This is a genomic window from Paenibacillus sp. J22P143 (assembly GCF_059692035.1).
In genome coordinates this window covers 15,784-27,761 of sequence record NZ_JCAUAQ010000042.1, presented here as the reverse complement: position 1 = coordinate 27,761, position 11,978 = coordinate 15,784, and the positions used below count along the sequence as shown (strand labels likewise).

The 11,978-nt window shown below is 49.2% G+C and carries 12 protein-coding genes; 9 read left to right on the top strand and 3 right to left on the bottom strand.

Annotated features, from left to right (window positions below; genetic code table 11):
- Positions 1-143 precede the first annotated feature (143 nt).
- The gene (locus AC58PQ_RS28345; RefSeq protein WP_497247542.1) at positions 144-956 is read right to left on the bottom strand and encodes a pirin family protein; all 813 of its coding nucleotides are present in this window, start codon (positions 954-956) and stop codon (positions 144-146) included.
- Positions 957-1,120: 164 nt separating this feature from the next.
- On the opposite strand from AC58PQ_RS28345, the gene AC58PQ_RS28340 reads away from it, so the two are divergent.
- The 3 genes from AC58PQ_RS28340 to AC58PQ_RS28330 all read left to right on the top strand — a co-directional run bounded on the left by AC58PQ_RS28340 (position 1,121) and on the right by AC58PQ_RS28330 (position 3,066).
- Positions 1,121-1,537, top strand: a complete 417-nt coding sequence (locus AC58PQ_RS28340; RefSeq protein WP_497247540.1) for a BlaI/MecI/CopY family transcriptional regulator — start codon at positions 1,121-1,123, stop codon at positions 1,535-1,537.
- 2 nt (positions 1,538-1,539) lie between these two features.
- Positions 1,540-2,379: a M56 family metallopeptidase gene (locus tag AC58PQ_RS28335; RefSeq protein ID WP_497247538.1), complete on the top strand. Its 840-nt coding sequence runs from the start codon at positions 1,540-1,542 to the stop codon at positions 2,377-2,379.
- Between the two features lie 123 nt (positions 2,380-2,502).
- Positions 2,503-3,066, top strand: coding sequence for a DUF2231 domain-containing protein (locus AC58PQ_RS28330; RefSeq protein ID WP_497247536.1), 564 nt, complete (start codon positions 2,503-2,505; stop codon positions 3,064-3,066).
- Between the two features lie 77 nt (positions 3,067-3,143).
- Here the strand turns inward: AC58PQ_RS28330 and AC58PQ_RS28325 are convergent, their stop codons facing one another.
- Positions 3,144-3,437 carry an RNA polymerase alpha subunit C-terminal domain-containing protein gene (locus AC58PQ_RS28325; protein ID WP_497247534.1) on the bottom strand — a complete coding sequence of 98 codons (294 nt, stop codon included), beginning with the start codon at positions 3,435-3,437 and terminating at the stop codon, positions 3,144-3,146.
- A gap of 196 nt (positions 3,438-3,633) precedes the next feature.
- Between AC58PQ_RS28325 and AC58PQ_RS28320 the strand changes: the two genes are divergently transcribed.
- From AC58PQ_RS28320 to AC58PQ_RS28310, 3 genes are all read left to right on the top strand, one after another.
- Positions 3,634-3,888 (top strand): hypothetical protein, encoded by a 255-nt coding sequence (locus AC58PQ_RS28320; RefSeq protein ID WP_477588313.1) that lies wholly within the window; start codon positions 3,634-3,636, stop codon positions 3,886-3,888.
- A gap of 230 nt (positions 3,889-4,118) precedes the next feature.
- Positions 4,119-4,823 (top strand): response regulator transcription factor, encoded by a 705-nt coding sequence (locus AC58PQ_RS28315; RefSeq protein ID WP_497247532.1) that lies wholly within the window; start codon positions 4,119-4,121, stop codon positions 4,821-4,823.
- Complete coding sequence (locus AC58PQ_RS28310; protein WP_497247530.1) at positions 4,801-6,996, top strand: sensor histidine kinase; 2,196 nt, start codon at positions 4,801-4,803, stop codon at positions 6,994-6,996. The genes AC58PQ_RS28315 and AC58PQ_RS28310 overlap by 23 nt, the downstream gene beginning before the upstream one ends.
- A 358-nt stretch (positions 6,997-7,354) precedes the next feature.
- Here AC58PQ_RS28310 and AC58PQ_RS28305 read toward each other — a convergent pair whose 3' ends face one another.
- Positions 7,355-7,522, bottom strand: coding sequence for a hypothetical protein (locus tag AC58PQ_RS28305; RefSeq protein WP_497247528.1), 168 nt, complete (start codon positions 7,520-7,522; stop codon positions 7,355-7,357).
- 271 nt (positions 7,523-7,793) lie between these two features.
- Between AC58PQ_RS28305 and AC58PQ_RS28300 the strand changes: the two genes are divergently transcribed.
- From AC58PQ_RS28300 to AC58PQ_RS28290, 3 genes are all read left to right on the top strand, one after another.
- Positions 7,794-7,940 (top strand): hypothetical protein, encoded by a 147-nt coding sequence (locus AC58PQ_RS28300; protein WP_497247526.1) that lies wholly within the window; start codon positions 7,794-7,796, stop codon positions 7,938-7,940.
- A 128-nt stretch (positions 7,941-8,068) separates the two neighbouring features.
- Entirely contained in the window at positions 8,069-9,814 is a 1,746-nt protein-coding gene (locus tag AC58PQ_RS28295; RefSeq protein ID WP_497247524.1) for an ABC transporter ATP-binding protein, read from the top strand.
- A 49-nt stretch (positions 9,815-9,863) separates the two neighbouring features.
- A complete protein-coding gene (locus tag AC58PQ_RS28290; protein WP_497247522.1) occupies positions 9,864-11,957 on the top strand; it encodes an ABC transporter ATP-binding protein in 2,094 nt (697 codons plus the stop codon).
- Positions 11,958-11,978: the final 21 nt, after the last annotated feature.

Here is an 11,978-nt window from a genome sequence, read left to right as displayed (position 1 = left end):
TAACCCCCATCATAATCCGATCCCTCCAAATAGAAAAACTGCATAGAAATAAATTCTACGCAGTCTTTAGAAAAACCTCTCAATATTGTATGTGTTTGTCAACAGCCCCATATGGACTGGGTGGTGCATGTTCAAACGGAGTTTTACTTCCGATACAACGCATAACCTGGTTCCTCAGGCACATCAATCGCAATGATGCGTAACGCTTGCTCACTGTCCGCCTGCAAGTGAAGGGCCCCGCCTTCACCAGCCGCTTGTGCCAACACAAAATCCTTGTGGGACAAGGTTTTGCGCCCTTGACCTTGCTCTAGCTCTAGCCCTTGCTTCTGCTCCTGCCCCAGCGCGACTATTTCCCCCGCACCTTCCCCGCGAATCACAAGCAACGCCAGCCTGCGTCCCAGTTCCAAGTTGTAGCTGAACGCCGCGCCAGGCGCGAGCTCCCAATCATACATCCGAACATCCGTATCTAGCTGGATGGGCGCATCCTCGCCAATCACGGTTTTCATTGTAGCTCCAGCCTGCTCGTTAATCGGAAACTGCTCATGCTCGTATTGGTTGTAGGTCGCTGGCTTCTTCACGGTCTCGCTCAAATGCGGCTCGAACCAAATCTGCATCGCCTCGCTGCCCGCTCTGCGGAAGGCCTCGGAGTGATAAACGCCCGAGCCTGCTTGAATCACTTGCGCGCCGCCGTTCGTCACGGTTTCCAAGGAACCGAGGGAGTCGCGGTGCTCCACGAGCCCGTCGATCACGTAGGTGACGATCTCGAACGCTTTGTGCGGGTGCATGCCGATTTCCGATACATCGGATGCTTTGCCCCATGCCCAGTAGAATAAAGGGCCGACACGATCTACTGCTGTCTTTTCGCGGGGGAAGCTGATCGCCCGTTGTTCGACGAATTTTCCTCCATCAAATGCACCGACGCCTTGCTCACTAGCCGAATATATATGAATGCTCATGAGAACCACTCCTTAGCTATACATTATTTAATAACTAACTTTATGTAAGTAGTATATCGCCTTTTATCCCAGATGTCAAAAAGTTTTCCTGGCACAACGCGACGAATCTTGACTTCCTGCCTATGCGCACACTACAATCTATAGTGTAAGGAGTGTGACCTACCGTGAAAATGCAAAACTTTAAATTAAAGGAAAGCGGACTTAACCGCTTTTTCGGTCCTCTGGAGTCCAAAATCATGGAAATTCTCTGGACCAGTTCCTCAGAAATGACGATCAAAGACGTCCAACAGAAGCTGGATGAAGACAAAGCGATCAATTTCAATACCGTAATGACGGTGATGAACCGTCTAGTGGACAAAAAGATTTTACAAAAGCATTCAGTTACCAGATCGTTTCATTATAAGCCGGTTGTGACCATCGAAGAGTTCATGGAAACGCAATCCAAAGAGCTTACGTATGACCTCATTGAACAATTCGGCTCATTAGCGGTTACCCATATGGTTGATGCGCTCGATAAAGTTGACCCTGAGCTACTTGACCAGTTGGAGCAGCACATTCTACTTCTGAAAAAGGATCGATAACGATGACAGAATCGCGGTTCAAATGGCTGTACGCGGCTGCACTGGTAATCGGAGGCACGATTGTATGGCAGATGGTTGCCTTCCTCCTAGGGCATTTATTCCACTTACGACCTTCGCACAATTTATTTGATTTGTGCGTGGTTTTATTTCGATATCTGCATGTACCTGGGCCCGTGCCAATGACCTTGGTAAACCTATTGATCCTCTACACGATGGGGACGATGGTTTGGCTCGCCGTCAAGCATGGCTATGATGTGGTCAAGGCGAATAAGCTCGTGAAGAAATATCAAGATGCTGCCCTTTCTGCCGAGTATGCGGCGAACTTCGAGCTTACACAGCAGCAGCTCCAAATCGTCCGCTATAAGGCCCCCCTTGCCATGACCATTGGCTTGTGGAAGCCGCGCATACTCGTCTCGACGGGACTAATGGACATGCTAGAGCCTAACGAGCTTCGCGCGGTTATTGAGCATGAGAAGTGCCATGTACAGCACCGAGATCCTGCGGCTATTTTCCTGCTTGCGCTGATCTCGAAGTCGATGCGGTATATCCCTATTTTTGAATGGATTGCACACAAATATCCGATGATGATCGAGCTCCGCGCGGATAAGTATGCGATCGAACGGATGGAACAAGCTACGGACTTAGGTAGTGCGCTGCTTAAGCTGCTCAAGCAAACAACGAAGCTGCGCTTTCCGCTCTCGCATGCTTCTTTTGCAGAGACGTCGATGAATGTGCGCATTCAGCATATTTTGGATCCACAGATGAAAGTCACCTTGCGCTGGCCGCTGATTCGACTTACGATGTCTGCATTTATTTTTATAATCGTGATGGGGCTTATTTAAATAAGCCCTTTTCTGTATGTTTTGACCGTGTGCGGGGCTTGTAAGAAAAGATTTGACAAGTCCAATCTCAAACACTACACTTTGTAGTGTAACTATTTTCCGAGATACGAAGGAGAGAATAGCATGGACTACATACTGAAAAATCTACATTTTATATTTACGCACGTTCCGATTGCCCTATTAATTTTCAGCTTTGTTTTTGATGTCGCGGCCCTTATTTCTAAAAAGAAGGATTGGCACGCAGCCGGTTTACTTTGCCTTGTAGTTGGGGCGCTTGGCGCGATTGCCGGTGTTCTGACGGGACCTGAATCACGGAATACGCTGGCCCACTCTCATGAGTTTTACGCAAAGCTAACAATGTTCGCAGCGATTGTGCTGGCGGCTATACGCGTCGGGTTGCTCATTTGGAAAAAGCTCGAGCTTGGTCGCAACCCGATCTTCCTCGTTGCTTCTCTGGTGGTGGTGATTCTGGTTAGCTACACAGGACATCTTGGCGGCAAAATGGTACACCGTGATATGCAAGGAGGTCCTGGCATGATGCAGGGTGGGCCTGGCGGCGGTGGACCTGGCATGCAAGGCGGTCCCGGTGGGAACGGCCAAGGTGGACAAGGTCAGGGAGGCACTGGTGCTGGCGGGCAACAACAAAGCGGTCAAGGAGCGAACCCTCCTGCCGCGCCAACGAAATAACGAAAGCACAAAACGGTAGACTAGGACGAGCAAAAACTCCTAATCTACCGCTTTTATATGGGGAAAGCTAATCGTATTTAGTCCTTGAAGGTTAACCCTGCTTCCTGCAAAGAAGTCCTAAGTTTAGGTAAAGTAGCGGGTCCCATACCGTGAAATTTCATAATTTCTTTTTCACTATAGGTTGAGAGTTGTTGCAACGTCGTTATTCCGTTGTTTTCCAACGCTCGTCTTGCGGGGGCTGAGAGTAGGGCGAGAAATCCGTTCTCGGGTCTTTTTTCTTCTTCGCATGTTGGGCAGGTCGGACAATCTGTACTTTTATGATACTTGTGCCCTTTGGGGCATGTTCTTAGCGTCTTTGGTGTTACGGCCATGGCGCATCTCCTTTTCAGTATGAATGATGATCAACGTATAACTATTCTATCAAAAGATAAGCTTTAGGTCGCTTCCCTCAAGGAGGGTGGCTTAGCCGATTTTCAGCAGATCTAGTTTTCCGTGCATAAAATAAGGCTAAATATCTCATGATAGCGGTTGTACTGTACATTTTGACGAGGAGGTAGCGAACACGATATGACAAAAACAGACTCCAGTTTGCAATCGCAAAATCCGATCTCATCTGCACAAAATTCCGTTGATAATGTTCACCAAGCCGTAAATCATGCCTTGTCTCACCCGACAGCGCAAACGACGGAAGAAGCTCACAATGCAATTGCCAAGGCGGAAAATGCCGTAGCGCAGGCATGTCTCCAATCGGATAGCCCTGCAGTGCAGCAAGCCATGGATTCCTTGGATGAGGATAAGGCAAGGCTGGACACGATCGAATGACGTAATAACCATGGAGAAAAGCCGTATCCCGTAGATAAAAACTACAGTGGAGACGGCTTTTTTGGCATTTTTTAAGGGATCCTTCCATGCTACACTAATAAAGTGAACGGCTTGTCAGCCTCGTCTTCATAATTTCGTAAGAATTTTAATAGCAATTTTGTAAATAGTGTCTATTATCATTAGGCTAGTACGGTGGGTTGAAGTGAGATGAAGAAAAAGGGTGCGTGGACGTGACGAAATACCAAGTGCTTGTCGTCGATGACGATATCGACATTCAGGAAGCGATTGAGATTTATTTGAAAGGCGAAGGGATGGAAGTCAGCAAAGCGAACAACGGTCTGGAAGCGCTGCGTGTGCTGGAGGAAAAGGAGATTCATTTGATCATCCTCGATATTATGATGCCGAAGATGGACGGGATCCAAGCGACATTCAAGATTAGAGAGAGCTGCAATGTCCCGATCCTGATGCTTTCCGCCAAAACGGAGGATACAGACAAAATTGTGGGCCTCAATGTCGGCGCTGACGATTATTTAACGAAGCCATTCAATCCGCTAGAGCTGATCGCCAGAGTGAAGTCGCAGTTAAGACGCTACACAACGCTAGGCCCCTTTGGAACGATGGAAACAGCGGCAAACGAGGAATTAAGCGTCCGCGGCCTTGTGCTTAATCCAGTCACCAAGGAAGTCACGGTCGATGGCGAGGATGTGCGCATGACCCCAACAGAATTCAAAATTTTGGAGCTGTTGATGGTGAATAAAGGCCGCGTTTTTTCCATCGATGACATTTATGAAAAGGTGTGGAAAGATCCCGCCTTTAACGCCGAGAATACCGTAGCTGTGCATGTGCGCAGAATTCGCGAGAAAATTGAAATCAATCCGAAGGATCCGAAATATTTGAAGGTGGTGTGGGGTGTTGGCTATAAAATGGAAAAGTAAATCGATTTCACTAGTGCTGCTTGTCAGTGTTGTCATCATGTGGACGTTGACGTTATTTGCTGCAACGAATGTCTATAAGAACAGCGTGTACTTCGGTGAGGACGCTTATTTCAAAAGCGGGGCATTCGCCAGGGAAATGAATTCTGTGTATCAGGACATTCAGTTGTATCATCTGGAGGCTCCGCATTTTAGCGAGAAAACACCAGAAGAGCAGCTCGGCGATAATGAATATTATACGGTGAAGCGTGAAGCAGAACGAACTGTACAAGATCGCATCAACAATTTGCAAGAGAAGTATAGATCGCGTATCAACACGGCTCGCAATCATGAAACCAATGCAGATGTAGATCGGTTGGAAGCTGAAAGAGACGCGAAAATGGCGGAGTTAAATAAGGAGAAGGATGCCGCTTTTGAACAGAAGCTTAAGATGGCGATTACGGCTAAGCAAAAGCAATTCTTGTCAGCCAAGACGAATCTGGATAACCGTCTCAAATCGCTTTACTACGTCGTGAAAAACTTGAAAACCGGCGAAACCTATAGCAATATCGCGCCTGAAGCGCTGCAAAAATTGCAGGATCAGCAGGCGTTCATGTATACACTGACATTACCCAAAATAGATGAACCAAACAGATTGTCCTACGCCATGAATGTTGATCAGGTCAATGTTACGTACTACATCTTGAACCCATCGCAAGGCTCGGGCATTATTCAAGCGGACTATCTCTCATTCGAGTCCATGAAGAACCAAGCGACAGCAACGATGTACTTGCTCGCAGCACTTGTAATTCTTACAATCTCGTTAACCTACTTTGCAAGAAAATATAGGTCCGAGGACATATCGTTAAGCGGTATCCAAATGGAGATTAGGAAACGGTTCCCGCTTGATGTTCGGGCTTGGACAACTTTTATTGCGGCTACTGCACTGTTTGTTATCCTCATGGATGCGGAGATCTATTACTGGTCTCCGACCTATATAAGCCTATACCAAGTAAGCATCGTCCTCATCGCTTCCGTTTTGCTTGTGATTGTGTGCAGCGGCCTTCGTGGTGCTGTCACCTTGCTGAAACATCCGGAAAATCTCGCCAAAGAGTGGAGTAGCAGCGTAACTGCCTCCTTCTGGCAAACTGTGAAAGATATCTTAGAGCAGCGAGGCTTGCGCTTCAAGCTGTTAGTCTTTATGGCGATCATCGCAATCATGGGCTTCTTGCCCGTATGTATGGTTGCTTTGGAAGGAGAAGAGGCTGTTGTCGTCTTCACGTTTGCCTTGTACATCATGTTCCTTCTCGTCGTGCTGCCTTACATGATGCGGAAGATTAAGCAGCTTCGTGCTATCATCAAAGGCGTGGAACAAATGTCGCAAGGCAACTTCGATGTGACCCTGCCTGCCAAAGGGAAAGGTCAGCTGTCTCGCATGGCGATGAACATTAACAATATGAAGTACGGCCTGCAGCTTTCGCTGGAGAAACAACGTGTCAGCGATCGTCTCAAAACAGAGCTCATTACGAATGTTTCACATGATTTGAAAACACCGTTAACCTCCATTATCAATTATGTCGATTTGCTTAAAAAGGAAGGCTTGTCCGCTGACCAATCCACCCACTATCTTGAGGTGCTCGATCGGAAAACGCAGCGGCTCAAGGTACTCATCGAAGATCTCTTCGAGGCGTCGAAGATGGCAAGCGGGGCAACTGAGCTTTACTGGGAAAAAGTCGACGTCTCCGCCTTGCTGACGCAGGCCTTAGCGGAGTTCAGCGACAAAATCGAGGCATCCTCGCTGTCTTTCCGAGTGAACGTGCAAAGCCCGCATATGTATGCCCTGCTGGATGGCAAAAAAACATGGCGCGTCTTCGAGAACCTCATCGGCAACGCCTTGAAATACGCCTTGCCAGGAACACGGGTTTACGTCACGTTGACGGAAAATATTGAGCGCATCATTTTCATTATCCAGAATATCTCGACGCATGAGCTGAATTTTGGCGTAGAAGAGCTGTTTGAACGCTTCAAACGCGGTGACCAGTCCCGCTTAACAGAAGGCTCTGGCCTCGGTCTTGCGATTGCTAAGAGCATCGTTGAGCTGCAAGGCGGCACGCTCACGATTGACATTGATGGGGACCAATTCAAGGTGATTGCCGAATTTGAGAAACGGGATTTGTTGGCTTCGCCTGAAGCGTAGTTGAAATGGCATGGGAAAGGAGCTAAGGCGTGAAGTATGCGCCTAGCTCCTTTGTTTTTTGCATTAACCTTTAGTTCTTTTTCATTCTGAAGCGTAAATGGTCAAAGATGCAAAAATACACTCATTTTCGGGGAAAACGGCTGAACCTAGATGAATTAGTGCGAAAGTGCAACCTTTGGTCCGAAAAGGTGAAGAAATGGCGAGTGTCAGCAAAAATAGTTGCACTTTCGCAAGCATTTCAGATCGAGAGGTTAATTCGATAAAAAAGGTTGTATTTTTGCATGCTTCACAGCTGTATTCACGAAAGAGAGAGGGGCCCTCGCCACATACATGGCTTGAGGGATACCCTCTCTCTCTCTCATTTTAACTCCAACTCCTCCAACGTAAACCGGTTGTCCCACAAAAAAACCATGTCATACTGTGTCGAGTCCCTCGAGACAAACCTGGCAATAGCGGCAATGACCCCGCCTATGATCGTTCCGAATACGACAATCCATCCCATCAACGCAAACACTTGATCGACCATGTACATGCACTCCTTTGAGGTGTGATGAACGCCTAATCTATCCATATGTGCGTTGATTATGAAACATGTGTGACAGTTGAAACGCCTTTCATCACGAGTATAGACATCGGAAATGTCGGGCTCTGATAGTTACGTTATAGTCTTTTTCTCCGATTGACATGTTCAGAAGAGGGGTGGTAAGATCACCCTGTAAGGTTCGAATAGACATCTTTTGGAAAAGTTAGCAGGCACATGATGTGTCCAACTCATAAACGCAAAGGGGGGTTTCACAATGGATATTATGGTAACTGTATTTAACGCACATCATAAGCGGACATACGTCCAACCTAATTTCATAGATGGTAACCCGCTGGCTGGCACGAGCGACTGCATTCGCATGTTCGGCTGCTGGCACCCCTTCCTATACGTCATGTTGTGAAGCGCGGGTTACGAGAAGTTCGTAACGAGCGCTTTTCTGTTTCATAGAAGGCATATCGCTGCGTGCGGTATGTCTTTTTTGCGTCTTTAGGTGTCTAATGCACCACTTGAGAGGAGTGACAAGAACGCATGTTTACTGTATTAAAAAAATTAGCTTGGTTTTTCCGAATGAACTGGAAACGCTACACAATCGCCATAGGGCTCCTTATCATTGTAGGGATCATTGATGTCATGCCGCCGAAGCTGATTGGTTACGCGATTGATGGTATACACATGGGCACCTTAACGGGGCCCAAAATGGTTCAATTACTCGCTTTTTGGGGCGTGCTGATCGTAGCGGGCTATGGACTGTCATATGTGTGGTTGTATCAATTGTTCGGCGGAGCTTTCGTGTTGGAGCGTGTGCTTCGCTCTCGCTTCATGCGGCAATTGCTGAAGATGACGCCAACATTCTACGAGCGCAACCGCACAGGAGATCTCATGGCGAGAGCCACGAACGATCTGCAAGCGGTGTCGACGACAGCTGGGTTTGGGATTCTGACCTTCGTGGATTCTACGCTGTTCATGTTAACGATTCTTAGCATGATGGGCTTCTTCATTAGCTGGAAGCTGACCTTGGCCTCGATTTTGCCACTGCCGATTATGGCTGTCGCGATTACGATCTATGGGGGTCGCATCCATGAACGATTTATTCTTGCTCAGGATGCTTTTGGGCAAATGAACGACCGTGTGCTTGAGACAATTGCAGGCGTGCGGGTTATCCGTGCTTTTGTACAGGAGAAGGCTAGTGAACACAATTTCGCAACGATGACGGACGACGTTTATCGTAAAAACATCGCCGTAGCCGTTATTGACGCTCTTTTTGAACCAACGGTCAAAATTCTAGTAGGAATCTCCTACCTGATCGGACTGTGTTACGGAGGCTATCTCGTGTTCCACAGTGAGCTGACGCTCGGAGAGCTCGTGTCCTTCAATACCTTCTTGGGCATGCTGATCTGGCCGATGTTTGCAATTGGTGAGCTGATGAACATTATGCAGCGCGGAAACGCATCCTTAGATCGCGTTAACGAGACGCTTGGCTACAAGCCAGATGTCAAAGAAGTGCCGAACGCTGCGACGCAGCTGATGCCGGATTCCATTCATTTTGAACATGTAACCTTCCGTTACCCGTCCTCATCCATTGATAATTTGGTCAAAATGACGATCCGCTTAGAGCGCGGACAGACGCTCGGCATTGTCGGCCGAACAGGCAGCGGCAAAACAACGCTCTTGAAGCAGCTGCTTCGCGAGTATCCTATCGGTCAAGGTGCGATCACGATCACAGATACGCCTATTGAAGAGATCGCGATCGACACGCTGCATGGCTGGATCGGTTATGTGCCGCAGGAGCCGATTCTTTTCTCCAAGAGCGTGCGCGAAAACATCATGTTCGGCAAGGGGCAAGGCACCGAAGAAGAACTGATGCGTGCGCTTGATCTAGCCGCCTTCCGCAAGGACGTCGAGTTCCTGCCGGAAGGTCTGCAAACACTCGTCGGGGAAAAAGGCGTCGCCTTATCCGGCGGTCAGAAGCAGCGCGTGTCCATCGCGCGGGCGCTCTATGTCGATCCGGAGATTCTCCTGCTCGACGACGCTCTCTCTGCGGTTGACGCAAAGACCGAAGCCGAGATCATTCGCGGTATTCGCTCCGAGCGCGCAGGCAAAACAACCCTAATCACCACGCACCGACTCTCCGCCGTGCAGCATGCCGATTGGATTGTTGTGCTAGATGAGGGCTATATCATCGAAGAAGGCACGCACGAGCAGTTACTTGCGCTTAGCGGCTGGTATAAAGAGCAGTATGATCGGCAGCAGCTGGAAGAGCAGACGGTTGGGTAAATCCAACCCATAGATAGAAGAAACAAATGAAAAGTAGGTGAGACTCCTGATGAAAAAAACGGAAACAACGACACCAACAAAATTAACCAAACAAACCGGAAAGCGGTTGTTCCAATACGCGGCAAAATTCAAGCAAACCTTGCTTATCGCGTTGGTATTTTTATCCTTGGCTGTTGCGACCGAGCTGGCGGGACCGTTCATTGCGAAGCACATGATCGATAATCACATTCTCGGCATCGAGAAGCCATGGTTTGAGACTCAGTCGAAGGCGTTGAGCGAGAAGGCAGTAGCTTTCGAGTCTACTTTCTATAAGCGGAGTGATAACTTCGCGGAAGGCGAGCCGAAGGGGAAAGAAGTTCGGATTTTACAAGTGGGGGGTAAGTTCGTCTGGTTGGACCAGGCACTCCCTTGGGATGGCGTACGAAAGCTCACAGACGATAACAAGCTGCTCGTCACACAAGATGGGAAGCAAGCCGAATACGCGGTGAAGCGTCTGAGTGCGCAGGAGCTGTACAATTTTTATAAACCGCAATGGGCGAGTCTAATGACGCTGGCGGGGTTCTATGTGATCCTGATTTTCGTGGGAGCCGGGTTTACGTATGGGCAGAAGTTCTTACTTCAATCCGCGGCGAACCGCATCATTCAGCGCATGCGCAGGGACGTGTTCGCGCAAATCCAGCGACTGCCGATCAACTATTTTGATAATCAGCCTGCGGGCAAAATCGTCTCACGCATCACGAACGACACCGAGTCTGTCAGGGATCTGTATGTGCAGGTGTTGGCGAACTTTTTTACAGGTACGATCTACATCGTCGGTATTATCGCCGCTATTTTCATATTAGACTACCGTTTGGCCCTCTTCACGCTGCCGATTATCCCGATGCTGGTCGCATGGATTATTGTCTACCGGAAGTACGCTTCCACGATCAATCACGAAATACGGGAGCGCATCAGCGCGATCAATGGGATGATCAATGAGGCCATTCAAGGGATGACGATCATTCGTGCTTTTCGCCGACAAAAGGAAACGACTGAAGAATTTGAAATTCTGAACGAGGAATATACGCGGTACCAAAATAAGCTGCTTAGTCTGAACTCCTTGACCTCTCATAATCTGATGAACGTCGTGCGGAACTTGTTCTTTTTCGGCTTGATCTGGTATGTCGGCGGCAGTTCGCTGAATACCTTGATTACCATCGGCGTACTTTACGCCTTCGTTGATTACCTCAACCGGATGTTCCATCCGATGGTAGGTATCGTGAATCAACTGCCGAATTTGGAGCGCGCACTCGTGTCCGCTGATCGTGTATTCGAGCTGTTGGATGAAAAAGGGATAGACGTTGTTGCGCCAAAAACGGCGCGTTACAAGGGCAACGTGAGCTTCGAGCACGTTCGCTTCGCCTACAAAGAAGGGGAAGATGTGCTGAAAGACATCTCCTTCCAGGCAGGGCAAGGGCAGACCGTTGCCCTCGTCGGGCACACCGGCTCAGGCAAAAGCTCGATCCTGAACCTCCTTTTCCGCTTTTATGAGGTCAGCGAAGGCCGCATCACAGTCGATGGCCGCGACATCCGCGAGCTATCGAAGCAGCAGCTTCGCCAGCACATGGGCATCGTGCTGCAGGATCCGTTCCTGTTCACGGGGACGATTGCGTCCAATGTTTCCTTGGACGATCCGTCCATCACCCGGGAACGGGTGGAGGCGGCGCTGCGCGAGGTCGGCGCAGCGGAAATGCTTGGTGCGCTGCCGCACGGCCTCGATGAGCCTGTCATCGAGAAGGGCAGCACGCTGTCTGCTGGGCAGCGGCAGCTGATCTCTTTTGCCCGGGCGCTGGCATTCGACCCGGCGATCTTGATCCTCGATGAGGCGACGGCCTCCATCGACACCGAGACCGAGGCCGTCATTCAGGCCGCGCTCGATGTGTTGAAGAAGGGGCGGACCACCTTCATCATTGCCCATAGACTGTCGACGATTCGCAGCGCCGACTTAATTCTTGTGCTCGACCACGGCGAGATCGTCGAGCGTGGCAACCATGAGGAGCTCATGGGGCTCCTCGGGCGGTACTACCAGATGTACCAGCTGCAGGCTGGACATCCGGAGATTGCTGCGGCCGCTTCGGAGGACGAAGTGCCGAGCGGCTTGTAAGTGGATTGACTGGGCACAAGG

Coding starts and splice junctions, on each gene's coding strand:
- AC58PQ_RS28330 (WP_497247536.1), top strand. CDS start 2,503: ATGGACTACATACTGAAAAATCTACATTTTATATTTACGCACGTTCCG.
- AC58PQ_RS28295 (WP_497247524.1), top strand. CDS start 8,069: ATGTTTACTGTATTAAAAAAATTAGCTTGGTTTTTCCGAATGAACTGG.
- AC58PQ_RS28320 (WP_477588313.1), top strand. CDS start 3,634: ATGACAAAAACAGACTCCAGTTTGCAATCGCAAAATCCGATCTCATCT.
- AC58PQ_RS28300 (WP_497247526.1), top strand. CDS start 7,794: ATGGATATTATGGTAACTGTATTTAACGCACATCATAAGCGGACATAC.
- AC58PQ_RS28305 (WP_497247528.1), bottom strand. CDS start 7,522: ATGGTCGATCAAGTGTTTGCGTTGATGGGATGGATTGTCGTATTCGGA.
- AC58PQ_RS28335 (WP_497247538.1), top strand. CDS start 1,540: ATGACAGAATCGCGGTTCAAATGGCTGTACGCGGCTGCACTGGTAATC.
- AC58PQ_RS28345 (WP_497247542.1), bottom strand. CDS start 956: ATGAGCATTCATATATATTCGGCTAGTGAGCAAGGCGTCGGTGCATTT.
- AC58PQ_RS28325 (WP_497247534.1), bottom strand. CDS start 3,437: ATGGCCGTAACACCAAAGACGCTAAGAACATGCCCCAAAGGGCACAAG.
- AC58PQ_RS28290 (WP_497247522.1), top strand. CDS start 9,864: ATGAAAAAAACGGAAACAACGACACCAACAAAATTAACCAAACAAACC.